We start from the raw sequence: 21,700 nt of genomic DNA, 5'->3' as shown, positions 1-21,700 counted from the left end.
CTCGGCTAGGGTGCCCGGCATGCGCATCATGATCTCGGCGGACATGGAGGGCGCCACCGGCGTCACCTGGACCGAGGACGTCATCCCCGGAACCGAACAGTGGCAACGGTTCCGGCGTCTGTTCACCGGTGACGTCAACGCGACCATCGCCGGCCTGTTCGACGCGGGCGCCACCGACGTACTGGTCAACGAGGCGCATTCGTCACAGCGGAATCTCCTGCTCGAAGACCTCGACGGCCGGGCGCGCATGCTCACCGGCAGGCACAAGCCGCTCTCGATGATGCAAGGGATCGACACCGGGGTGGACGGGGTCGTCTTCCTCGGCTATCACGCCGGCGCCGGATTCGACGGTGTCCTCTCCCACACCTACCTGGAAAATCAGATCACCGGGGTGTGGCTCGACGACGTCCCCGCCAGCGAAGGCAGGCTCAACGCCGCGATGGCCGCCGAGTACGGCGTCCCGGTGCTGGTCGTCTCCGGTGACGACAAGGCCTGCGACGACGCCCAGGACTACACGCCGGAGGCGGAACTGGTCACGGTGAAGGAATGCGTCAGCCGCTACGCCGCGATCTGTCTTCCGCCCGCGAGGACCTCGGAGCTGCTGGCCTCGGCCGCGGCGGACTCGATGAACCGGGCAGGCCGGGTCGAGAGGTTCACCACCGGCCACCGGATCGAGGTCGAGTTCGACGCGAGCCACCTCGCGCAGGCCGCGGCGGTGATCCCGACGGTGGAACAGATCGGCGTCCGGCGAGTCGGCTTCGACGCGCCGGACATGACAGAAGCGATGAAGGCGTTCAAGATCGTCACGGCGATCGCGGCCGGGGCGGTGCAAGGTATCTATGGCTGAGCTGGATGTTGTCGAGGTTTGTTCGCGGTTGATCCGGTTCGACACCACGAACCGCGGTAACGGGGATTCCGAAGGCGAGCGGGAAGCGGCCGAGTACGTCGCGTCGCTGCTGTCCGGGATGGGGATCGGCTCGAAGATCATCGAATCCGCGCCCCGGCGCGCGAACGTGATCGCCCGGGTCCCGGGAACCGACCCGAGCCTGCCCGCGCTGCTCGTTCAGGGGCATCTCGACGTCGTCCCGGCCGACGCCGCCGATTGGTCGGTGGACCCGTTCTCGGGCGAAATCCGCGACGGATTCCTCTGGGGCCGCGGCGCGGTCGACATGAAAGACTTCTGCGCGATGGTGCTCGCCGCCCTCGCCACCGGTGCGCGCCCGCGACGGGACCTGGTCCTCGCTTTCGTGGCCGACGAGGAGGACAAGGGCGAGTACGGCGCGCACTGGCTCGCCGCGACGCACCGGGACCTGTTCGACGGCTGCGCGGCCGCGATCAGCGAGTCGGGCGCCTACACCTACCACGTCCCCGCCGCCGACGGCCGGACCGTGCGGCTCTATCCGGTGGCCACGGCCGAACGCGGCACCGCGCATCTGCGGCTGACCGCCAAGGGCCGCGCGGGACACGGATCGCGCCCCAACGACGAGAACGCCGTCACCCGCCTGATCACCGCGCTCGGCAAGATCGCCGCGCACCGCTGGCCGGTCCAGCTGACCCCGACGGTGCAGGCTTTCCTGGAACGTACCGGGGAAGCGCTCGGCGTCCCGGTCGATCTGTCCGATGTGGACGGGACGATCGCGCGGCTCGGGCCTGCCGGGGCCCTGGTGGTGCCGACCGTCCGCAACAGCACGACCCCGACCATGCTCGACGCCGGCTACAAGGTGAACGTGATCCCGAGTTCGGCCGAGGCACAGGTGGACGTGCGCGTACTGCCCGGCGCCGAACCCGCCCTGTTCGCCGAAATCGACGCGATGCTCGGCGAGGGCGTCACCCGCGAGTTCGTCGCGCACCAGCCACCGGTGCAGGCCCCGGTGGATTCGCCGTGGTTCGACGCCATGGCGGCCGCACTGCGGTCGGAGGACCCCGAAGCGGTCGTGGTCCCCTACTGCATGGGCGGCGGCACGGACGCGAAGGCGTTCAGCCCGCTGGGGATCGACTGCTACGGCTTCGCGCCGTTGTGGCTGCCGGAAGGTTTTCCGTACCGTGCCATGGCTCACGGGGTCGACGAGCGCGTCCCGGTCGAGGGGCTGCGGTTCGGCACGCGGGTGCTGCGGCACTTCCTGGAGAACTGCTGACGCGTCTCGTGGTTTGTGGCTTATGGTTTGCGGGGCCCGAATGTCCGGCGTTTGCCGGTGCCGACATGTACTGGGGAAAGGCGACCGGACACGCCAGCGTCCATCTCGGCTTTGATCCGAATCGCCACTCACAACCGCCTAAACGTGCCTTCGGAAGTTTCGCAGCGAAGGCGCCTACGCGTCTTTGTAAGTTTGGCGTTCCGTGTATTTTCGTTGCCGCAGTAGTCTGAATATGTGATAGCACAGGTGTTCGAGCACGGGTATTGTTGGGGTCGTGGCCAGCGAAAACAGTCCCCAGGTGGTGCGCTCCGAGTGGTGGCGTGCCGATACTGCGACGCTGCATGCCCGCAAGCAGGAAATCGAGGTGTTGAAGCGGCAGTTGGAGGCGGAGCAGTACGCGATCCTCGCGGAAATCAATTCCCGCGGTGTCCGTGGTTGCTCGGGCCATTCCACGCTGGCGGCGATGATTTTCGAGGACTTCCAGGTCACGGACCAGGAAGCCGGGGCCCGCGCCGACCGGGTTCTGGCGTTGCATCCCGGGCCGTCTATCGGTGGAGACCCCCAGCCACCACTGGCGCCGTTGACCGCGGCGGCCGCCGCCGAGGGCGCGATCGGGGGTGCGCAGATCGACGCGATCATCCGCGCCCTCGCCCGCATCCCCTCCACCTTGTCGGAGGAGGCGGTGCGGGGTGGGGAGAAAATCCTGGTCGACTTGGCCCGGTGTGCTGGTCCTCGGCAGATCGCCCGTGCCGGGCGACGCCTGCTCGACAAGCTGGATCCCGACGGGAAAGAACCCCGCAACGAAGACCCCAAGGACACCCGGCCGGAGTTGCGGTTCGTCAAGCACCGTGACGGCACCCTCGGGCTCAAAGCCAGACTCGACCTGGAAACGTATGCGCGGTTGAAGTCCGACCTCGACCCGATGGCCAAACCCCACAAAGCCATCGACGGAGTCCGGGACTCCCGCACCCAGGACGAACGCTACGGGGACGCGTTCACCGACTATGTGCGGTTGAAGACCACCAGCCGGAACCTCCCCGGCCAGGCCGGGGAAGCCACCCACATCCTCGTCACCATGTCCTACGACGACCTGATCAACGACCTCGGTGAAGCACACCTGGACCTGGTCGGACCGATCAGCGCCACCGACGCCCGCATCCTCGCCTGCGACGCCCGCGTCCGGCCCGGCGTCCTCGGCACCGCGGGCGAACCACTGGATATCGGCCGATCGAAACGGACGGTGTCGCTGGCGCAGAAGTACGCGTTGACCCTCCGCGACGGGGGCTGCGCCTTCCCGGGCTGCGACATGCCCGTGCCGCGCTGTACGGCCCATCACATCGTTTTCTGGCGACACCACGGCGAAACGAAGATCGACAATCTCGTGCTGCTCTGCACGAAGCACCACCGGTTGATCCACCACAGCGAATGGAAAGTCCAGATCGCCCAAGACGGTCTGCCGGAGTTCACCCCACCCGCTTACCTCGACCCCACCGGGGCTCCGAGGCGCAACACCATGCACCTCAGGACATAGACCGACGCACCGAACTCGACGACCCGATCCTTCCATCATCACCCCATACCATCCCTGGGGCCTTGATCACCGGAGGATCGGCAATTGCAGACGGGGCGGCCAGCGCTTCATCGACTGGAGCCGCGCGATTGTGGACAGTGCCATCCCGGCGCTGCCCACAACGACGCAAGCCCGCCAAACACCATGCCCGACAAGACCGCAGCGGCCGGGCCGCGAAGCAGCACCAACAGGAGCGACAGCGGCGTGTGAATGCCCTCTTCCCTCAGCTCAGCCGAAGAAACTCGACCTTCGTGTACTTCGCCGCGCCCCAGGCCGCAGGCCACGAGTAGGTCCCTAAGTCGATCGGTCCACGTCAGTGGGCTCTCGTACCCGCCGCTATCCCTCGGACACCACCGATGCCAAGTGGGCGTTGCTCGAGCCGTTGCTGCCCGGCCCGCGTGCGAGGGCCCGGGCGCTGCCAGCGGATTTCCCGCCGTGGCAGACGGTGCACGGATTCTTCACCCGGTGGAGCAAAGCCGGGGTGTTCGAGAAGATCCGGGACCGGTTGCGGGAGATAATCCGGCTGCGCGCGAACAAGAACCCGGCACCGTCAGCGGCGGTGACCGACTCCCAGTCGGTCAAGGCCGCCGAAACCGTCGGCAAACCCAGCCACGGGTACGACGGCGGAAAGAAGATCGACGGCCGCAAACGCCATATCGCCACCGACACCCAAGGACTGCCACTGGTAGTCCTGATCACCGCGGCCGGCGTGCAAGACCGCGCCGCCGCCCGAGACCTGCTCTCGGCGCTGCACACCGCCTACCGCGGCACCACCTGGGTCCGGGCCGACGGCGGCTACACCACCTTCGGCCCGCCACCCCGCGCACCCCAACGACAACCTTGCCCCCTCAGAGAACGTCCCCTCGGCCTGCCCATCGGAGAACGGAACCCTGATCGAGGGGCTAGGGCAAAGTCGTCGCGGCCGGTGCCCCCGCGGGCCGCGGTCCCTCGAAAACAGAAGCCGCCAGCACCGCAACCTCCCACTCACCCACGCGAAGCCACCTTTACCCCCAACAACCTGGAGCCCAGAGCGCGATCACCACAACCAAGCACCTCCCCCTCGCGTCATCCGAATTTCATGAAGCCCGCTTAGCGTCGTCGGCGTGAGACCTCTGACTTCGCGTGTCCGGGTGGGCGTGCTTCTGCTCGGCCTCGGTACGGCACTCTCGGCGTGCCGAGGCGCGCTTCCGATATCGAGTTCCGACGCGGCACCCACAACGTACGCGGCACCCACGACGTCCGCGACGTACACCGCTCCCCTGGTCGAGACCCGAACGCTGACCGTGACACCGCCCGCGCCGACCTCGTCGTCGGCTCCGAGCCTCGAACCCGCGGCGATCGACCGGGTGTTCCAGGTTTACATGAACGGGCTGGCCAACCACGACATGACCGCGTTGCGGAGCGGAACCTGCCCGCGTCTACGCGAAACGCTGCTCGGTTTCGAACTGAACGGGCACTATGTCGAGCGCTGGGAGCTGCTGCCGTACTCCGTCCCACCCGGAATGGAGTACGTGACCGTGCAGGCCAAGGTCACCCAGCGCAACGCGCGGACCGGCAGGCTGGCGGGCGACGTCGTCTACTCCTGGTACGTCGAGCGGAACGAGGACACGAACTACTACGTTTGCGGCTGGCTCGACGGCGAATGAGACCCGGAGGTGGCAGGTGAAGGCGGTCGCACGACTCGCACGGGCCGAACGAGCGGATTTCGCCGCCTTCCTGCGAACGCTGACGCCCGCGCAGTGGGACGCGCCGACGTTGTGTGCGGAGTGGACGGTCCGGGAGGTCGTCGCGCATGTGGTCGACTACGACCACCTGGGCTTCCGCGGGCTGTTCGGTCAGGCCATTCGCGGTGGACTGCGGTTGAAGCGGATGAACGCGCTCGGTATCGAACGGAGTTCCGAGCGGACCCCCGACGAGCTGATCGCGCGGCTGGAAGAGCGGCTCGACCCGCGCGGGTTGACCACCGCTTTCGGCGGCCGGGTGGCGCTGCTCGACGGGCTCATCCACCAGCAGGACATCCGGCGCCCGCTGGGCCTTTCCCGTGAGGTGCCGCCCGAACGGCTGCGCCACGCCCTGGCGTTCGCGCGCTTCGCCCCGCCGGTCAAGGGTTTTCAGCGGGCACGCGGGTTACGGGTCGTCGCGACCGACCTCGGTTGGTCCGCCGGGTCCGGGCCGGAACTGCGCGGCCACGGCGAGCCACTCGTGATGGCCATCGCCGGACGGCGCCCGGCCCTCGACGAACTCTCCGGACCCGGCGCGGCGATCCTCGCCTCCAGGATGGACGTCTGACCTCCAGGGCGAGTCACTGCGGGAGAGCGGCGGAAAGCGCGCGGAAGGCGGAGTCCAGCCGCTGACGGTGTCCGGCGACGAGATCCGCCAGGTCCTCTCCGGCGAGGCGGCGCCGGACCGTCGCCACGACGACCGTCCGGTACGCGGCGACGACCAGTGCGGCGACCAGTTCGCTGTCGCCCGTGAACCGGACGTCGTTTTCGAGTTCGTCGGCCAGTTCGGCGTCGATCTCGTGCTCGAACTCGCGAAGCCGGGAGCTGAGCGCGCGGGATCCGGCCACCGTGCGGGCGAGCGGTTCGGCACCCTCACCCAACCCGGACAGCGGATGCTGTTCCTCCGCGAGGGCGAGGGCCGTTCTGCGAAGCGCTTCAACGGCACCGACGTCGTCCGCGCGCTCACGGACCGCCGCCCGCACGACGCTGACCGCGTCCGGGAGCCGGTCCAGCGCGAGATCCTCTTTCCGGTCGAAGTGCGAGAACACGGTCACCTTCGAGACACCGGCGGCCGCGGCGATCTCGGCGACGGTGACGTCGTCGAAGCCGCGTTCCACGAACAACTCCGTCGCGACCTCGGCGATATGCGCCCGCGTCTTCGAACCGCCTCGATCCCGTTTGGCCATATGACAACCTTACCTTTACTCGCTAAGCTTACCAAGTAAACTTACCGAGTAAACCTTGGAGGCGGTCATGCGACAGCTGGACGTGATCGTGGCCGGAGCGGGGCCCACCGGCCTGTTCCTCGCCGGCGAGCTGGCTTTGCGCGGAGTGCGGGTGTGCGTACTGGAGCGGCTCGATGAGCCGGATCCGACGATCAAGGCCGGTTCGATCAACGTCGCCAGTGCCGAGATCCTGGACCGGCGCGGCCTGCTGCCCGCCGCGGAGAAGGTGCAGCGCCGTCTCATGGCGGCCGCCGGCGCCTTCACCGACGGCCGCTCGAACCGGACGGTGCGCGAGCTGGTAGAAGGGGCAACGCGGACGTCCCGCCGGTTCCCGGTGCTCGGACACTTCGCGGGGATCATGTTCCGGCCCGAGCTGGTCGACCAGGACGATCCGGTGCTGGCCGCGCACACCGCGGTCGCCAACGGGATCGTGGTTCCCCAGCACGATCTCGAACTGCTGCTCGGTGCACACTGCGCCCGGCTGGGCGTCGAGATCCGCCGCGGTGTCGAAGTGCGGGGACTGCGGAGCACCGGCGCGAACCTCGGCGACGACGCCGACGTGATCGTCGAGACCAGCGCGGGCGACTTCACCGCCGGATGGGTCGTCGCGGCCGACGGCGGGCGGAGTGTCATCCGCAAGCGACTCGGCGTCGACTTCGTGGGTACCGAGCCGGAAATGGTGGGCTATCAGGCCATCGCGGAATTCGACGACCCGAGCGAACTGCGGCGCGGGTGGAATTGGACACCTCGCGGCATCTACAGCTACGGACCGGTTCCCGGACGCATCCTCGTCGCCCGCTTCGCACCTCAGCCCGAGGACAAGAACGCTCCCGTCACCCTCGAAGAGCTACAGAGCGCCGTACGGGAGGTCACCGGGATCCCGGTGACCATCACGGGTTTGCGCGGGCGGGCGACCCGGTGGTCGGACAACGCGCGCCAGGCACGAAATTACCGTCAGGGCAGGGTTTTCCTCGCGGGCGACGCGGCACACGTGCACTCGCCGTTCAGCGCACAGGGCCTGAACCTCGGCCTCGGCGACGCCGTGAACCTCGGCTGGAAACTCGCCGCGACCCTCAACGGCTGGGCGCCGCCGGGGCTGCTCGACAGCTACGAGACCGAACGGCATCCCATCGGGGCGTGGGTCCTGGACTGGACGCGGGCGCAGGTGGCGCTCATGCGCGGCGACGAGCGCACAGCCCACCTGAGGAAGGTCGTCGGCGAAGACCTGTTCACCGTGCCCGGTACGACCGATCACATGATCGCGCTCTCCTCCGGGATCCTGCAGCACTACGACGTCGCCGAGGACGCCACCGCCCCGGTCGGTTCGATCGCCGGAGACGTCGAACTGAGGTCCGGGTCCAGGCTCGCCGACCATGCTCACGATGGCCGCTTCGTCCTCGTCGACCGTTCGCCCGAGGGCCGGTACGCCGAAGCGATCCGCGGTTTGGAGGACAGGGTCGCTTATACGGCGGACCCTGCCTCACTACCGAGCCTCTTCGTGCGACCGGATGGGATCATCGCCTGGGCCGACACGGAAGAAGTCCCCGACGACTACGCGCGGAAGCTGCTCGACACCGCGATCCAGCGCTGGGTCGACGCTCTCAGAACGCCGTAGACCGGCTCACGTCCTCCCAAGCCGCCAACTCCGCCGCCTTCGCTTCATGCGTGGCCCGCAGCCCGTCGACAGCGTCGTCGCCGAGCGCGAGCCGCAGCGGCGGGTTGTCGCTTTCGAGCACCTTCACGATCGCGGCGGCGGCCTTCGCCGGGTCGCCGGGCTGCGAGCCGTCCATCCCCTCGACGAAATCCCGGATCGCGCCGGTCGATTCACGGTAAGCCTCGATCAGCCGCGACCGCTGCAGGCGGGCGCCGCCGAACTCGGTGCGGAAAGCGCCGGGTTCCACGATCAGTACCTTGACACCGAACGGCGCGACCTCGGCGGCCAAGGACTCCGACATCGCCTCCAGCGCGAACTTCGCCGAGCAGTAGGCACCGAACCCGGGCGGGCTCTGCTGGCCGCCCATCGAACTCATCTGCACGATGGCACCACTGCCCTGTGCACGCAGGTGCGGAAGCACGGCTTTCGTGACCTCGACGGCGCCGAAGAACATCACGTCCATCAACGAGCGCAGCTCGGTCATCGTCAGTTCTTCGACGGCCCCGACAGATCCGTGACCGGCGTTGTTCACCACGACGTCGATCCGGCCGAACGCGGCCAGGGTGGCGCTCACCGCCGCCTCGATCTGCGCGGGGTCGGTGACGTCGAGCGCGGCCGTGCGCACCCGGCCCTGTCCGAGTTCTTCCAGTTCGGACAGGGTTTCCGGGCGCCGCGCGGTGGCCATCACGCGGTCACCCGCGTCGAGGGCGGCCAGGACGAGGTGCCTGCCGAACCCGGCCGAGCAACCGGTGATCAGCCAGACGCGGCCCTCGGTTTCCTGTGTCATCCGGATCTTCCTTCGTATTCGTCCCTGCTCCAAAGACGTCAGTGGAGCTTCCGTCCTCCATGGTGCGAAGCTCGCGTTCGGCCCGCCAACACCGGCTTCCTGGTGCGGCTACAGTCTGAGCCTGTGACCCCTGAGTTGCGGCAGTTGCGGTACTTCGTCGCCGTCGCCGAGGAAGCGAGCTTCACCAGCGCGGCCCGCCGCCTGCATATCGCCCAGCAGTCGCTTTCCCAGCAGATCACCGTCCTGGAGCGGATCCTCGGCGCGGACCTCCTGCATCGCGACAGCCGCGGCACCCGGCTCACCGAAGTCGGAGCGCTGTTCCTGCCCGAGGCCCGCGCGGTGCTGGCGCGCAACGACGAAGCGCTGGCGGTGCTGGACCGCGCGGTACGCGGCGAAATCGGCACGCTCCACCTCGGTTTCCTGACCACCACGGCGAACTATCTCCTCCCGCCGGTGGTACGCGCGGTCCGTGACCGGCTCCCCGACCTGAACCTCACCACGGACGACACCCAGATCGCGGCGCTCGTCGACGGGCTGACCCGGGGCCGCTACGACCTGATCTTCACCCGGCCGCCGCTGATCGACGGCTTCGAGACCCGCACGTTGATCACCGAGGAGGTCTGCGCCGTCCTGCCGGAGGGGCACCGGCTGGCGGGCTCCCGCGAGTTGAAGCTCGCGGACCTGGCGGACGAGCCTTGGGTGCTCACGCCCCGCGGTTCGTGGGAGCCGTGGCATCGCCGCTACGACAGCGAATTCGAGGCGGCCGGATTCACCCCGAGGGTGGTGCAGCGGGCCGCGACCGTGCAGGGGCTGCTCGGTCTGGTCGCCGCGGGCGTCGGCGTGACCAGGCTGGCGCGGTCGTCGCACAGCCTCCGCCGGAGCGGTGTGGTGTTCGTGCCGCTGGCGGGTGACACGGCCCGCACGGTGGTGGCCTGGTCTCCCGGCAACGCCAAGCCGGCCTTGTCCGGCGTGCTCGACATCGTGTCGGAACTGGCGGCGGGAACAGATCTGACGGAGGCGGGCTGACCCGGCATAGCGACCGTCACACCCGGCTTGATCACCTGTTCGGGCCGGGTATCCGTAGACTTCGGTGACGATGCGACGTTTCCGGTGGTGGTGGGGTGCTCTCGCGCTCACGTTCGTGGTGGTCCTTGTCGGCTTCTTTGCCTTCTTCGGGTCGGAAAGCCAGCCAGGGCAGCCGTCCCCTCGCCAAGGCCCGCCGGGGACGGGTCCGCTGACGGTCGTCTCCATCGGCGACAGCACCGTGTCCGGGGAGGGCGCGGGCGACTACACGCCCACGACCAACGGGCAGGGCGGCAACTGGTGCCACCGCTCCCCCAACGCCTTCGTCGAGCAGATCAAGATCCCCGACGTCACCGCGCGTGTGAACCTCGGTTGTTCCGGAGCGCCGTCCGAGCAGGTCGCGCTCGGCGAGGCCAAGCAGTGGACCGAACCATCGCAGGCTCAGCAGCTCGCGAACCTGATCAAGGACCACCGGGTCGCCGCGGTGGTGATCGCGATCGGCGCGAACGACGAGCCGAAGTTCTCCGCTCAGGTCAGCGAATGCTTCAAGGCGTGGTTCTCTCCGCAGAATCCGCCGTGCAGTGCAGCACTCCGCACCACCTGGAAGTCCAAAGTGGACGCCATGGTGCCGAAGGTGACCAACGCCGTCGCCGATGTCAAGAAGGTGCTGGCACAGGCCGGTTACATCCCGGCGGACTACCAGCTCGTGCTGATGTCCTACGCCTCGCCGGTCGGCCCGCAGATCCCGGAAGCGCTCCGCAGTCTCAACGGCTGCCCGTTCCGCACCGAGGATCTGGAATGGATGCGCCGCGACGGGGTTCCCATCCTGGCGGACGGGCTCAAGCAGGCGTCGAGGGCGACCAGCGCGCGGTTCCTCGACCTTTCGCGGGCGGGCGCGGGCCGTGAGGCGTGCAGCAGCGACCCGGCGAACGAATGGTTCAGCAGGCTGACGCTGCAACTGCGCGACCTCGGCCAGGTGGACCGTGCTAGCCACGCGCTGCAGGAGTCGTTCCACCCCAACGCGAACGGGCACGCTCAGGTCGCGAACTGCCTCAACGAGTTCCTCGCCGCCCGCGGCGGCAACGCGTCCTGCCTCTCCGGGCCCGACGGCAAACTGCACGCCGCGCCCGAGGTCATCGCCCGCTGACGCCGCACTAGAGGTCCAGCGCGGCGCGCAACGCGATGTCGATGCGCTCCTGGACCTCTTGGTCGATCTCCGCGATCTTCTCGTCGAACCACGGCCGGTACAACCGCGTGAGGTTCAACGTGGACACCCAATACCGGGCGTCGACGGCGACACCGAGGATGTCCTGTGGATCACGGTCCAGCAGTTCGGTGCCGAGCAGCCACGGCCGCTCGGATTCGTTCACCCCGTCCGAGGACAGCAGTACGACGGTGCGCTGCCGTGCCGGTTCGGTCGGGGGGTGGTACGTCCAGACTTCACCCCTGTGCACGCAGATCCTTCTCCGCGGCGGTCAGCTCGGCCTCGTCCGATTCGGCGGACGGTTCGACCGGAGCGCGCTGCGGGGTGTATCCGGTGCGGACGGCTTCCCTCCGGGCCGCCTTGGACAACCACGACGAGACCGAGATCCCGTGTGCCTTGGCGGCCCGCTCGGCGAACTCGAGCGCACCACTGTCGAGTGAGAGTGTGACCTTACGTGTTGCCATACCTTTTATCGTACCAGCGCCGCGCAAGCCCACCCTTTTTCTCGGGAAGGGCGGGCTCAGAGGGTCGGTGAGCGCCCTTCGAACGGCGTCGAAAGCACCACCGTCGTCCGCGTCGAGACCTTGGCGGCCTCGCGGATGCGGCGGAGCAGATCCTCCAGGCCGAGTGGTGAGGCCACCCGGACCAGGAGAATGTACGACTCGTCCCCGGCGACCGAGTAGCAGGACTCGATCTCCTTGATGTGCTCGAGACGCTGCGGATAGTCGTCCGGGGCGGCGGGGTCGTTCGGTGTCAGGGAGATCAGCGCGGTGAGCGGGAGGCCGATCTGTTCGCCGTCCAGGCGCGCGGTGTACCCGAGGATCACGCCGCGCTGCTCCAGCCGTCGCACCCGCTGGTGCACCGCCGACACCGACAGCCCGACCCGCTCGGCGAGATCGGTGAAACTGCGCCGTCCGTCCGCCGCCAGTTCCTGCGCGATGGCCTTGTCGAGCGGCTCCAGCGGACCGGTCATGCGTCGAGCACGATCAGGTCGTGCGGACGCTGGTTGACCGACTCGACGCCGTCCTCGGTGACCACGACGATGTCCTCGATGCGGGCGCCCCAGCGGCCCGGCTGGTAAATGCCCGGCTCGACGCTGAAGGCCATGCCCGGCTCGAGCGGCAGCGCGTTGCCCTTGATGATGTAGGGCTCCTCGTGCACGTCGAGGCCGATGCCGTGGCCGGTGCGGTGGATGAAGTACTCGCCGAAGCCGGCGTCGGCGATGATGTCGCGCGCGGCGGCGTCGATCGACTCGGCGGTGACGCCGGGGCGGACGGCCTCGACCGCGGCCTTCTGGGCCCGCTGCAGGACCGCGTAGGTCTCGGCGACGTCGGCGTCACGCGGTTCGCCGACCGCGTAGGTGCGGGTGGAGTCGGAGTTGTAGCCCTCGGCGATCGGGCCGCCGATGTCGACCACGACGACGTCGCCGCGCTCGATGACGCGCTCGGAGACGTCGTGGTGGGGGCTGGCGCCGTTCGGACCGGAGCCGACGATCACGAAGTCCGCGTGCGTGTGGCCCTCTTCGACGATCGCGGCGGTGATGTCCGCGCCGACCTCGGCCTCGGTGCGGCCCGGCCGCAGCCACTCGTGGACCCGGGCGTGGACCCGGTCGATGGCCGCGCCCGCGTCGCGCAGCGCCTGGATCTCGGTCGCGTCCTTGCGCATCCGCAGTTCGCGCACGATCGGCCCGGCCAGCGTCTGCTCTGCGTCACCGAGCGCGCCGCGGAAGGCGAGCACGTGCAGGGCCGGGGTGAAGTCGCTGACCGCGACCCTGCCCGGCTTGCCGAGCCGGTCGGCGACCAGTTCGTAGGCGTTGTCCCCGTCGACCCAGGTGACGACCTCGATACCGAGTTCGTCGGCGGGGACGTCGGCGTAGCCGGGCGCTTCCAGCTTCGGCAGCACCAGCGCCGGAACCCCGTCGGCCGGGATGACCAGCGTGGTCAGCCGCTCGAACGAGCCACCCGCCTGCCCGATGAGGTAGCGCAGGTCCGAGCCGGGTGCGATCAGCAGGGCGTCGGTGTCGGCGGCGGCCGCGGCGGCGCGGGCCCGGTCGAGGCGGGCGCGGAGGCTGGCGGCGTCGGGGGCTGGGTTGTGAAGGGAACGGCGCGACATGGTGGCGAGCCTAGTCGGTCCGGGCCGCTTGGCTCACCAGCCGGTCGCGCTCGATCGGGGCGGGATCGTCCAGCCCGCGCCAGACCCGGAAGATCGCCGGGAAGGTGCCGGCGATGAGGTACAGGCCCCCGAACACGGCGAGCGTGGTGACGAGGCCGGCCCCGTCCAGCAGCACCCCGGCCGTCATCGAGCCGAGCGGCATCGCCGCCAGCACGCCGCCGACAAGAAGGCTGAACACCCGGCCGCGGACGGCTTCCGGAACGCGTTCGTAGACCACCGGCAACAGGATCGGGTTCAGCGCGCCCGCGCCGAGGCCCGCCACCACCAGCCCGGCGAGCAGCACAGGCGGCGTGGGCTCCAGCGCGAGGAGGGCGAATCTCGGCGCCCCCTCGACGCCCACGGCGACAAGCAGCGCCGAGCGGCGCGAGAACCGGTGTCCCACCCAGCCGTAGAGCGCGGATCCGAGCAGTCCTCCGGTGGCGACGGCGGTGATCATCGCGCCGATGAGGGCGGTGCTGTGCAGGACCTGATCGCCGTACGCCGGATACAGGACGCCGAGCAGGCCGAAGTCGAGGCTGTTGGTGAGCATCAGCATGCCGACGAGCGCGCGCAGCACCCGGTCGCGTTTGACGTACGCCAGTCCTTCGCGCAGTTCCTTGAGGTAGCCGTCCGAAGCCGCCCGGGGCGGCCCGGCCGCGGCGGGGATCAGGGCGAAGATCAGCGCGGCGGACAGCAGCAGCGCGCCGGCGTCGACGAACAGCACCGGAATGGGCCCGATCACCGCGATGAGCGCGCCCGCGGCGGGTCCGCCCACCATCCGGCCGGTCCGCGTGGCGGCCTCGACGGCGCTGGCACCGCGGCTCGGGCGGATTCCGCCGAGTTCGACGACCCCCGCCAGCAGAACCTGTTTCGCCGTGTCCGCGGGCCCTCGGGACACGCCCATCACGAACGACAACACGATCAGACCGGGCAGGCCGAGCCCTGTGGTGGAGACCGCGAGCGGGATCAGCAGGACCGTGCCGGTGGTCAGCAGATCCGCGCCGACACTGGCGCGCCGGGTGCCGACCCGGTCCACGATCGGCCCGCCGAGCAGCGCCGCGACCGTCAGTCCCAGCACCTCGGCCGCGGTGACGAGGCCGGTCTTGGTCCCGCTCCCGGTGCTCTGCAGCACGAACCAGGGAATCGCGATGAGGGTCATCATCACCCCGGCCGAGGAGATCCCCGAAGCCGCGACCAGGGCCCCCAGTGGCACTTTGCTCATGGCTGTTCCGGCTGGGCTCGTCTCGGGAAAGCCGCCCAGTGCACGCGGACCGGGGTGTCGCCGTCCTTTTCCGGCCGCCGGTAGCGGGCGATCACGTCGAGGATTTCGTCGCTCAAGGCGACGGCCTCGTCGGGTGTCAGCGACAGCGAGGAGTCGTGGAAGTTGACCTTGTCGATCCACTCGTCGGCCCAGTCCGCCAGTTCGCCGACGAACCGCGATTCGGCGGCGTAGCGCTGCTCGATCAACGTATGCGCGTAGGCGCTGAACGGGCCGGCCAGGTCGGGATCGTCGATGAAGTCCTTGGCGTGCAGCTGATCCCCCTCGTGCACGGCCTTCCACCACCGGTCGCGGCGGTTGCCGCGTTCGACGTCGTCGGTGACCAGGCCGTACTCCGCCAGCTGGCGCAGATGCCAGCTCGTGGTCCCGGAACTCTCCCCGACCCGTTTCGCCAGCCCGGACGCGGTCGCCGGGCCGTCCGCCCGGAGCAGCTCCAGGATCCGCACCCGCAGCGGATGCGCCAGCGCCCGCAGAAGACGGCCGTCGATCCGCGCGAGATATCGCTCGTTCTTCCCCATGCCGCGACCCTACAACCGCAGAGGACTCTCTGCAAAGAGTTCTCTGCGATTAGCTGCTCGAAATAAACTGGTTCTGGAGTTTGACCTCAACTTAAGTTCAGGTTTTACGGTCAGTGGCATGACAACGAACACGCCTTACCAGCTCGCCGTCGTGATCAGCAGCGTCCGCGAGGGCCGCTTCGGCCCCGTAGTCGCGAACTGGTTCCTCGACCGCGCGAAACAGCGCGAAGACGTCAACCTGTCCGTCATCGATCTGGCCGAAAGCCCTGACGGCCTCTCCCCCGGTGTCGCCGCCGCGGACGCCGTCGTGGTGATCGTCCCCGAGTACAACCACAGCTACCCCGGCCCGCTCAAGACCGCCCTCGACGCCACCGGCCCCGAATGGCACGGGAAGCCGGTCGCCTTCGTGTCCTACGGCGGGATCTCCGGCGGCCTGCGCGCGGTCGAGCACCTGCGTCCCGTCTTCGCCGAACTGCACGCCGCCACGATCCGCGAGACCGTGAGCTTCCCCTACGCCTGGAACTGCTTCGGGCCCGACGGCGAACCCCACGCCGCCGAAGACGTCGACCTCGCGGCGGCCACGCTGCTGAACCAACTGGGCTGGTGGGCCAACGCCCTGCGTGACGCGCGCCGGGTGCGGCCCTACGCCGCCTGACCGGCTTCCGTGAAGGACCCGGCCGGCGGCCGGGTCCTTCACGGACATCCGGACCGGAACGTGGCAGGCTGTCCGGGTGACCGGACCTCTCGCCCTCCTCGATTCCGCGAGCCTCTACTTCCGCTCGTTCTACGCCCTGCCCGAGTCGATGACCGCCCCGGACGGGACGCCGGTCAACGCCGTGCGCGGGTTCACCGACACCGTCGCCCGGATCCTCACCGACCGGCGCCCCGCCCGGCTCGTCGCGTGCCTGGACGCGGACTGGCGGCCGAAGTTCCGCACCGACCTGTTGCCCAGCTACAAGGCGCACCGGGTGGCCGAAGAGGTGCCCGAGGGCGGCGACGTCGAAGAGGTGCCGGACACGCTCACCCCGCAGGTGCCGATCATCCTGGAACTCCTCGAGGCCTTCGGGCTCGCGACCGCCGAGGCGGCCGGATACGAAGCGGACGACGTCATCGGCGCGCTCGCGACCCACGAGAAGAAGTCGCCGGTCGAGGTCATCACCGGGGACCGCGACCTGTTCCAGCTGGTGCGCCACGAGCCGACGCCCACGGTGGTCATCTACGTCGGCAAGGGCTGGAACAAGGCCGAGATCCTCGGCCCGGCCGAGATCGCCGAGAAGTACGGCGTCCCGGTGGAGCACGCCGGCGCCGCGTACGCGGACATGGCCGCGCTTCGGGGAGATCCGTCCGACGGGCTGCCAGGGGTGGCCGGGATCGGGGAAAAGACCGCGGCGAAGCTGATCACCCAGTTCGGTTCACTGCAGGCGCTGCTGGACGCGTCGACCGCCGGTGACTCCCGGGTACCGCTCAAGACGCGGCTGCGGCTGACCGACGCGGCCGACTATCTCGCGGTCGCGCCGACCGTGGTCCGGGTCGCGGCGGACGCGCCGATCGAGCAGTCCCGGCCGGACGTCGTCCCGTCCGAGCCCGCCGATCCGGACAAGGTCGCGGAACTGGCGGAACGCTGGAATCTCGGCCGTTCGGTGGAGCGTCTGCTGGCCGCGCTCCCCAAGTCGTGAGCAACACCGAGGCCGACCCGGCCGAACTGCTGTGCCGGGACCGGCCCGGCGACGGCGTCACCGTGCTGACCCCGCGTGAGGTCCCGCTCGGCGGCCCGCGCGCGATCCGCGTCCGCCGGACGCTTCCGCAACGGCGGCGGTCGCTGATCGGCGCCTGGTGTTTCGCCGACCACTACGGACCGCAGGACGTGTCGGAGTCCGGCGGCATGGACGTCGCGCCGCATCCGCACACCGGATTGCAGACCGCGAGCTGGCTGTTCAGCGGCGAGATCGAGCACCGCGACAGCATCGGGACCCGGGCCATGGTCCGGCCGGGCGAGCTCAACCTGATGACCGGTGGTCACGGCATCGCGCACTCGGAGGTGTCCACTCCGGACACCGCGACGCTGCACGGTGTCCAGTTGTGGATCGCGCTGCCGGACGAACATCGCGACACCGCCCGGGATTTCCGGCATTATGCCCCGCAGGTGCTCCGGTTGTCCGGTGCCACCGCACGGGTCTTCCTCGGCAGTCTCGCCGGGACCACCTCACCGGTCCCGGCGTTCACTCCCCTGCTAGGCGCCGAACTCACGCTGGAGCCCGGGGCCGCCTTCACCCTCGACGTCGACCCGGCTTACGAACACGGTGTCCTGCAGGACATCGGCTCGGTCACCGTCGCCGGGACGGCGCTGGACACCGGAGAACTCGCCTACCTCGCGCCCGGAGCCGAACGGCTGGCGCTGGCCAACCGGGGCACCGAACCGGCCAGGGTGCTGCTCCTCGGCGGGACCCCGTTCACCGAGGAACTGGTCATGTGGTGGAACTTCGTTGGCCGGAGCCACGAGGAGATCGCCGAGTACCGCGAGGCGTGGCAAGCCCAGTCGGACCGGTTCGGCCGGGTGGAGGGCTACCAGGGCACCACGGCGTGGCTGCCCGCACCCACGTTGCCGCAGGTGCGGATCAAACCCCGGCGCAACCCGGCCTAAAAGAACGTCCCGCACCACGGCGCCCGCGTGGTGTGGAACAACGTGTCGGCGCGGACGACCGCCGCCTCGTCCAGCACCTCGACACGGCCGGCGAGGACCTGGTCGCTGAAGAGGCCGTGGCCAAGGTACAGCGACGCCAAGGTGTCGACATCCAGCCGCAGGTCCGCCTCGGCGGTGGTGCGGTGCACGCCGCTCTGGCCGACGAGGTAGCGGCCGTTGTTGTCCGGAAGCTGCCTGTCGAGCACGTCAAGCACCACGGGTTCGGCCGCCCCGTACGTGCGCGCCTCAAGCGCGGCGAGCACGTCGATGAGCCGCACCCACAGGTCGTCGATCACCTCGGTGGTGTTGACCGCTCGCGGATCGGTGAGCAGTTCGGCGATCGGCTCGTCCATCGGCCGCCCACGGCCTTCGACCGCCGACACCAGGTCGACCGACAGCAGAAAGCGCCACAGGCCGGCCAAGGCCCGCGGTGTCGCGGCGTGGAGTTCACGGATCTGCAGCAGCGCGCCACGCTCCGGTGCCTGCCGGTCGCGCACGTCGACGCTCTGGTAGACCACGAAACCATCGTCACCTTCGGGTCCACTGTGGACCGCGACGCGATAGCCGTCGTCCCCGGTGACGAGCCGGTCGAAGAAGCCGGGCCACCACATGTCCGGACGGGCGAGGAAGCCTGGCCGGTCGCCCGCGAAGCGCCGGTACAGCGCCGGAACGCGTTCGACCGCCTCGGCCGGGGTGACGAACCTGACCACGCCGTCGCGCCCCACGCCGTCACGAAGCCGGGCTCGGGGACGTTCGACGACAACACCTTTCCCATAGGTGGCCGCGCCGTAGCCGAAGCGGCCGTAGATCACGCCTTCCGAGGCGTGCAACGCGGCCAGCGGGACACCGCGCGCGGCGATGTCCTCCAGCTGCGCGGCCATCATAGAGGTGAGGACACCACGGCGGGTCCAGTCCGCGCGGACGCCGACGCCGTCGACGGCCGCGGTGGCGAGCTTCCGTCCACCTGGGACGGTCAGCTCGGTGTCGAAGGAACTGGCGATGCCCACCAAGGTGCCGTGGTCGTCGAAAGCGGCGAACTTCCCTGTCGCGGGCCAGCTCGCGGCCATCTTGGCCCAGACTTCGTCCGAGACCGGCTTGCCGTGCAAGGTCTCTACGAGCAGTTCGAGACAGGCCCGCTGTTCACCTTCGGCCGCGGCACGTACGTGGAATTCGCTCATGCCACGAGATCCTGCCGTCCCGCCATGGCGAACCCAACCGGTTTTCAGCCGGGCGCGCCGACTTCGTAGCGGCCGTCGTCACCGGTGACGGTGATCGAGACGGTCTTGCCCTCGCCGCCGACCTGGACCGTGCAGCTGAACGTGCTGCCGTCCTTGACGGTCTGGTTGGGCGGGCAGAGCACTTCGCCGACGTCGCGCACTTGATAGGTCTCGGTGAGGATCTTCCGCACGTCCGCCTGCATGGTCCTCGGATCGAAGACCCGGCTCGCGGTGCCGGAGGAGGGCGAACCGCCCGACGTGCCGCCGGTGGCCTGCGCGCCCGACGAGGAACTCGTCGTCGGCGGTACCGTGACGGTCTTCGTCGCCGGCGCGGGTACCGGGGTATCCGAACACGCCGCCAGCACCGCGAAAGCGGCACCACACAGAACGACCGTCGCGACGGCTCGCCCGCTCAAGCTTCTCCACCCCCACCGAACGTGATCTTCCAACGTCAGAAGAACGTACCGCACCAGGGGTTCACTCGCGTACTGAACAGCAGGTCCGCCCGTTCCAGCGCGGCCTCGCCGGTGGCGCGGACGCGTCCGGCGATCGCGAGTTCCGACGCGCGCCAGCCGCCAAGGTACAACATCGACAGGGTATCGGCGTGCAGCTCGAGATCGGCCGGGTCGGTGGTGCGGACGGCGCCGTCCTCTGACAGGCGGTAGCGGCCGGAATTGTGTTCCAGGAAGGGATCGGTGACTTCGATGACGAGCGGACCGCCAAGGTAGGTGCGGGCGGCGAGCATCGAGGCGACGTCGACGAGGCGGAGCCAGCCCTCGTCCTGGATCTTCTGCACGGCCGCGTGCCGCGGGTCGATGAACAGCAACTCGACCGGTTCGTCGAGCGGACGTTTTTCGGCGGTGATGCGATCGACCAGGTCCACGGAGAGCAGATGCCGCCACAGCCCGGCGAACGCGTCGGGGCTCGCGTAGTGGAACGACTGGATCTTCAGCAGCGCCGGGGCACCGAAATGGGCCCGATCGACGTGATAGGTGACGTACCCGTCGACACCGTCCGTGCCACGGTGCACCGCTGTCGCCGTGGGGGTCGTCGCCCTGCGCACTTCGCGCTCGTAACCCGGCCACAGGTTCGGGCTCCTGGCGATCATGCCGGGCCGCGTCCGCGGGAGCGCGTCGAACAGCGACGGCCACTGTTCGATGGTGCTTTCCAGATCCAGCAGGGTGATCTGCCCGCCCGCCGGTACCTCGGGGCGGAACCGGGCACGGTGCCTGTCGACCTCGATCGACTTGCCCCGCGCGGCGACGCCGTACCCGAACCGGCCGTAGATGGCGCCCTCGGACGCGTGCAGCATCGCCGCTGGATAACCACGGGCGGCGAAATCCTCGAACTGGGCACGCATCAACGCCGTCAGCACACCGCGGCGGGTGCGGTCGGCGCGGACGCCGACGAGGCTGACCGCGGCGAGCGGCGCGGTGCCGCCGCCGGGCAGGGTCACTTCCGTGTCGAAGGACCGGACGGTGCCGATCAGTTCCGGGTCGAACGCCCCGAAACCGCGATCGGGCTGCAATGCCGCGGCGGAGATCGACCAGTCCTCGTCGGTCATCTCCTTGATGTGCAGCGCACGCCTGAACAAATCGGTCGCGGCCCGCTCCTCGTCGGACCGCAACCTCCGCACTGAGAAGTCGCTCATGGAACGATCATGCAGGAACGACCGCCACGCGCGCCCGCCGTTTACTTCGTGACGGCGGGCGGCGACACCTCGTAGTTGCCGGTGTCACCCTTGACGGTGATCGGCACGTCCTGCGGCTTGCCGTCGATCGTGGCGGTGCAGGTGAACTTCTCGCCGTCCTTGACCTCCTTGCCCGAGGGGCAGGAGACCGCGGTGACGTTCGGGATCTGGTAGGTCTCGGTGAGCAGCTTCTGCACGTCGGTCTGCATCTGCGTGTTGTTGAAGACCTGGGTGTTGAACCAGCCCGGCGTGACGAAGCCGAGGACGCCGACCGCGGCGATGATCACCACGAGCGCGCCGATCCCGATGAACAGGCCCTTCTTGGACTTCGGCTTGTCCTGCGCCTCGCCCGGGGTGCCCTGGAACTGGCCCTGGCCGTACTCGTACTGGCCCTGCTGCTGCGGCTGCCCGTACTGCGGTTGCTGCTGCGGGCCGCTCTGCGGGTAGCCGGGCTGCTGCTGGGGTCCGCTCTGCGGGTAACCCTGCTGCTGGCCGTACTGCGGCTGCTGGCCCCATTGCGGCTGCTGTTGCTGGGAGGGGTCGTAGCCCGGCTGCTGCTGCGGACCGCTCTGCGGATATCCCGGCTGCTGCTGGGACGGGTCGTAGGGCGCGGGCTGCTGGCCCCACTGGGGCTGTTGCTGCTGCGTCTGCGACGGGTCGTACTGCGGCTGCTGACCCCACTGTGGTTCCTGCTGCGGGGGTTGCTGCTGCGGGCCGCTCGGCGGTTGAGTGCCGCCCGGCTGTTGCCCGTAGCCCGGCTGCTGCCCCCATTGGGGCTGCTGCTGCGGGTCGTTGCCGCCATACGGCGTGCTCATCGTTCGCCTCCGCTGTTCCGCCATTGTCCA

The 21,700-nt window shown here is 69.3% G+C and carries 24 protein-coding genes; 12 read left to right on the top strand and 12 right to left on the bottom strand.

Features of this window, described 5'->3' with window-relative positions; translation table 11 throughout:
* Positions 1-19 precede the first annotated feature (19 nt).
* The 6 genes from ACZ5ZX_RS11390 (at position 20) to ACZ5ZX_RS11365 (ending at position 5,994) form a co-directional block, all read left to right on the top strand.
* Positions 20-847 carry a M55 family metallopeptidase gene (locus ACZ5ZX_RS11390; RefSeq protein WP_465501888.1) on the top strand — a complete coding sequence of 276 codons (828 nt, stop codon included), beginning with the start codon at positions 20-22 and terminating at the stop codon, positions 845-847.
* The gene (locus ACZ5ZX_RS11385) at positions 840-2,135 is read left to right on the top strand and encodes a M20/M25/M40 family metallo-hydrolase (RefSeq protein ID WP_465501887.1); all 1,296 of its coding nucleotides are present in this window, start codon (positions 840-842) and stop codon (positions 2,133-2,135) included. Before ACZ5ZX_RS11390 ends, ACZ5ZX_RS11385 begins: the two co-directional genes overlap by 8 nt.
* Before the next feature lie 274 nt (positions 2,136-2,409).
* Positions 2,410-3,666 (top strand): HNH endonuclease signature motif containing protein, encoded by a 1,257-nt coding sequence (locus ACZ5ZX_RS11380; protein ID WP_465501886.1) that lies wholly within the window; start codon positions 2,410-2,412, stop codon positions 3,664-3,666.
* A 355-nt stretch (positions 3,667-4,021) separates the two neighbouring features.
* Positions 4,022-4,798, top strand: coding sequence for a transposase (locus ACZ5ZX_RS11375; RefSeq protein ID WP_465501885.1), 777 nt, complete (start codon positions 4,022-4,024; stop codon positions 4,796-4,798).
* A 10-nt stretch (positions 4,799-4,808) separates the two neighbouring features.
* Complete coding sequence (locus tag ACZ5ZX_RS11370) at positions 4,809-5,351, top strand: hypothetical protein (protein WP_465501884.1); 543 nt, start codon at positions 4,809-4,811, stop codon at positions 5,349-5,351.
* 16 nt (positions 5,352-5,367) lie between these two features.
* Positions 5,368-5,994 carry a maleylpyruvate isomerase family mycothiol-dependent enzyme gene (locus tag ACZ5ZX_RS11365; protein WP_465501883.1) on the top strand — a complete coding sequence of 209 codons (627 nt, stop codon included), beginning with the start codon at positions 5,368-5,370 and terminating at the stop codon, positions 5,992-5,994.
* Positions 5,995-6,007: 13 nt separating this feature from the next.
* On the opposite strand, the gene ACZ5ZX_RS11360 is transcribed toward ACZ5ZX_RS11365, so the two are convergent.
* Positions 6,008-6,613 (bottom strand): TetR/AcrR family transcriptional regulator, encoded by a 606-nt coding sequence (locus ACZ5ZX_RS11360; RefSeq protein ID WP_465501882.1) that lies wholly within the window; start codon positions 6,611-6,613, stop codon positions 6,008-6,010.
* 67 nt (positions 6,614-6,680) lie between these two features.
* Between ACZ5ZX_RS11360 and ACZ5ZX_RS11355 the strand changes: the two genes are divergently transcribed.
* On the top strand, positions 6,681-8,267 hold the full coding sequence (locus tag ACZ5ZX_RS11355) for an FAD-dependent oxidoreductase (protein ID WP_465501881.1): 1,587 nt from the start codon (positions 6,681-6,683) through the stop codon (positions 8,265-8,267).
* Here the strand turns inward: ACZ5ZX_RS11355 and ACZ5ZX_RS11350 are convergent.
* Entirely contained in the window at positions 8,254-9,093 is an 840-nt protein-coding gene (locus ACZ5ZX_RS11350; protein WP_465501880.1) for an oxidoreductase, read from the bottom strand. The genes ACZ5ZX_RS11355 and ACZ5ZX_RS11350 overlap by 14 nt on opposite strands.
* A 123-nt stretch (positions 9,094-9,216) precedes the next feature.
* Between ACZ5ZX_RS11350 and ACZ5ZX_RS11345 the strand changes: the two genes are divergently transcribed.
* Positions 9,217-10,119 carry a LysR family transcriptional regulator gene (locus ACZ5ZX_RS11345; protein ID WP_465501879.1) on the top strand — a complete coding sequence of 301 codons (903 nt, stop codon included), beginning with the start codon at positions 9,217-9,219 and terminating at the stop codon, positions 10,117-10,119.
* A gap of 70 nt (positions 10,120-10,189) precedes the next feature.
* Complete coding sequence (locus tag ACZ5ZX_RS11340) at positions 10,190-11,263, top strand: GDSL-type esterase/lipase family protein (RefSeq protein ID WP_465501878.1); 1,074 nt, start codon at positions 10,190-10,192, stop codon at positions 11,261-11,263.
* Positions 11,264-11,270: 7 nt separating this feature from the next.
* Here the strand turns inward: ACZ5ZX_RS11340 and ACZ5ZX_RS11335 are convergent, their stop codons facing one another.
* The 6 genes from ACZ5ZX_RS11335 to ACZ5ZX_RS11310 are packed head-to-tail and all read right to left on the bottom strand — an operon-like array spanning position 11,271 to position 15,268.
* Positions 11,271-11,570 carry a hypothetical protein gene (locus tag ACZ5ZX_RS11335; RefSeq protein ID WP_005150941.1) on the bottom strand — a complete coding sequence of 100 codons (300 nt, stop codon included), beginning with the start codon at positions 11,568-11,570 and terminating at the stop codon, positions 11,271-11,273.
* Positions 11,557-11,784: a hypothetical protein gene (locus tag ACZ5ZX_RS11330; protein WP_007035425.1), complete on the bottom strand. Its 228-nt coding sequence runs from the start codon at positions 11,782-11,784 to the stop codon at positions 11,557-11,559. The genes ACZ5ZX_RS11335 and ACZ5ZX_RS11330 overlap by 14 nt, the downstream gene beginning before the upstream one ends.
* A gap of 56 nt (positions 11,785-11,840) precedes the next feature.
* Entirely contained in the window at positions 11,841-12,293 is a 453-nt protein-coding gene (locus ACZ5ZX_RS11325; protein WP_465501877.1) for an Lrp/AsnC family transcriptional regulator, read from the bottom strand.
* The gene (locus ACZ5ZX_RS11320) at positions 12,290-13,432 is read right to left on the bottom strand and encodes a M24 family metallopeptidase (RefSeq protein ID WP_465501876.1); all 1,143 of its coding nucleotides are present in this window, start codon (positions 13,430-13,432) and stop codon (positions 12,290-12,292) included. The genes ACZ5ZX_RS11325 and ACZ5ZX_RS11320 overlap by 4 nt, the downstream gene beginning before the upstream one ends.
* Before the next feature lie 10 nt (positions 13,433-13,442).
* Positions 13,443-14,693 (bottom strand): MFS transporter, encoded by a 1,251-nt coding sequence (locus tag ACZ5ZX_RS11315; protein ID WP_465501875.1) that lies wholly within the window; start codon positions 14,691-14,693, stop codon positions 13,443-13,445.
* The gene (locus tag ACZ5ZX_RS11310) at positions 14,690-15,268 is read right to left on the bottom strand and encodes an ArsR/SmtB family transcription factor (protein ID WP_465501874.1); all 579 of its coding nucleotides are present in this window, start codon (positions 15,266-15,268) and stop codon (positions 14,690-14,692) included. The genes ACZ5ZX_RS11315 and ACZ5ZX_RS11310 overlap by 4 nt, the downstream gene beginning before the upstream one ends.
* A 118-nt stretch (positions 15,269-15,386) precedes the next feature.
* On the opposite strand from ACZ5ZX_RS11310, the gene ACZ5ZX_RS11305 reads away from it, so the two are divergent.
* The 3 genes from ACZ5ZX_RS11305 (at position 15,387) to ACZ5ZX_RS11295 (ending at position 17,909) form a co-directional block, all read left to right on the top strand.
* A complete protein-coding gene (locus tag ACZ5ZX_RS11305) occupies positions 15,387-15,923 on the top strand; it encodes an NADPH-dependent FMN reductase (protein WP_465501873.1) in 537 nt (178 codons plus the stop codon).
* 76 nt (positions 15,924-15,999) lie between these two features.
* Positions 16,000-16,944, top strand: coding sequence for a 5'-3' exonuclease (locus tag ACZ5ZX_RS11300; protein WP_465501872.1), 945 nt, complete (start codon positions 16,000-16,002; stop codon positions 16,942-16,944).
* Positions 16,941-17,909, top strand: coding sequence for a pirin family protein (locus tag ACZ5ZX_RS11295; protein WP_465501871.1), 969 nt, complete (start codon positions 16,941-16,943; stop codon positions 17,907-17,909). Before ACZ5ZX_RS11300 ends, ACZ5ZX_RS11295 begins: the two co-directional genes overlap by 4 nt.
* Here the strand turns inward: ACZ5ZX_RS11295 and ACZ5ZX_RS11290 are convergent.
* Genes ACZ5ZX_RS11290 through ACZ5ZX_RS11275 form a run of 4 tightly spaced genes read right to left on the bottom strand, consistent with a single transcriptional unit; the run spans position 17,906 to position 21,670 of the window.
* Positions 17,906-19,126, bottom strand: coding sequence for a GNAT family N-acetyltransferase (locus ACZ5ZX_RS11290; protein ID WP_465501870.1), 1,221 nt, complete (start codon positions 19,124-19,126; stop codon positions 17,906-17,908). The two genes, ACZ5ZX_RS11295 and ACZ5ZX_RS11290, sit on opposite strands and share 4 nt — an antisense overlap.
* Positions 19,127-19,170: 44 nt before the next feature.
* On the bottom strand, positions 19,171-19,581 hold the full coding sequence (locus ACZ5ZX_RS11285; RefSeq protein ID WP_465501869.1) for a DUF4333 domain-containing protein: 411 nt from the start codon (positions 19,579-19,581) through the stop codon (positions 19,171-19,173).
* 35 nt (positions 19,582-19,616) lie between these two features.
* Entirely contained in the window at positions 19,617-20,816 is a 1,200-nt protein-coding gene (locus ACZ5ZX_RS11280; RefSeq protein ID WP_465501868.1) for a GNAT family N-acetyltransferase, read from the bottom strand.
* Between the two features lie 41 nt (positions 20,817-20,857).
* Positions 20,858-21,670, bottom strand: coding sequence for a DUF4333 domain-containing protein (locus ACZ5ZX_RS11275; RefSeq protein ID WP_465501867.1), 813 nt, complete (start codon positions 21,668-21,670; stop codon positions 20,858-20,860).
* Positions 21,671-21,700 lie beyond the last annotated feature (30 nt).

This window comes from Amycolatopsis sp. NPDC033938 (assembly GCF_055575975.1).
The sequence above is the reverse complement of the archived record's forward strand: the minus strand, read 5'-3'. Positions and strand labels throughout refer to the sequence as shown.

Coding starts and splice junctions, on each gene's coding strand:
- ACZ5ZX_RS11310 (WP_465501874.1), bottom strand. CDS start 15,268: ATGGGGAAGAACGAGCGATATCTCGCGCGGATCGACGGCCGTCTTCTG.
- ACZ5ZX_RS11355 (WP_465501881.1), top strand. CDS start 6,681: ATGCGACAGCTGGACGTGATCGTGGCCGGAGCGGGGCCCACCGGCCTG.
- ACZ5ZX_RS11325 (WP_465501877.1), bottom strand. CDS start 12,293: ATGACCGGTCCGCTGGAGCCGCTCGACAAGGCCATCGCGCAGGAACTG.
- ACZ5ZX_RS11275 (WP_465501867.1), bottom strand. CDS start 21,670: ATGAGCACGCCGTATGGCGGCAACGACCCGCAGCAGCAGCCCCAATGG.
- ACZ5ZX_RS11330 (WP_007035425.1), bottom strand. CDS start 11,784: ATGGCAACACGTAAGGTCACACTCTCACTCGACAGTGGTGCGCTCGAG.
- ACZ5ZX_RS11315 (WP_465501875.1), bottom strand. CDS start 14,693: ATGAGCAAAGTGCCACTGGGGGCCCTGGTCGCGGCTTCGGGGATCTCC.
- ACZ5ZX_RS11340 (WP_465501878.1), top strand. CDS start 10,190: ATGCGACGTTTCCGGTGGTGGTGGGGTGCTCTCGCGCTCACGTTCGTG.
- ACZ5ZX_RS11290 (WP_465501870.1), bottom strand. CDS start 19,126: ATGAGCGAATTCCACGTACGTGCCGCGGCCGAAGGTGAACAGCGGGCC.
- ACZ5ZX_RS11350 (WP_465501880.1), bottom strand. CDS start 9,093: ATGACACAGGAAACCGAGGGCCGCGTCTGGCTGATCACCGGTTGCTCG.
- ACZ5ZX_RS11280 (WP_465501868.1), bottom strand. CDS start 20,816: ATGAGCGACTTCTCAGTGCGGAGGTTGCGGTCCGACGAGGAGCGGGCC.
- ACZ5ZX_RS11320 (WP_465501876.1), bottom strand. CDS start 13,432: ATGTCGCGCCGTTCCCTTCACAACCCAGCCCCCGACGCCGCCAGCCTC.
- ACZ5ZX_RS11360 (WP_465501882.1), bottom strand. CDS start 6,613: ATGGCCAAACGGGATCGAGGCGGTTCGAAGACGCGGGCGCATATCGCC.
- ACZ5ZX_RS11305 (WP_465501873.1), top strand. CDS start 15,387: ATGACAACGAACACGCCTTACCAGCTCGCCGTCGTGATCAGCAGCGTC.
- ACZ5ZX_RS11390 (WP_465501888.1), top strand. CDS start 20: ATGCGCATCATGATCTCGGCGGACATGGAGGGCGCCACCGGCGTCACC.
- ACZ5ZX_RS11385 (WP_465501887.1), top strand. CDS start 840: ATGGCTGAGCTGGATGTTGTCGAGGTTTGTTCGCGGTTGATCCGGTTC.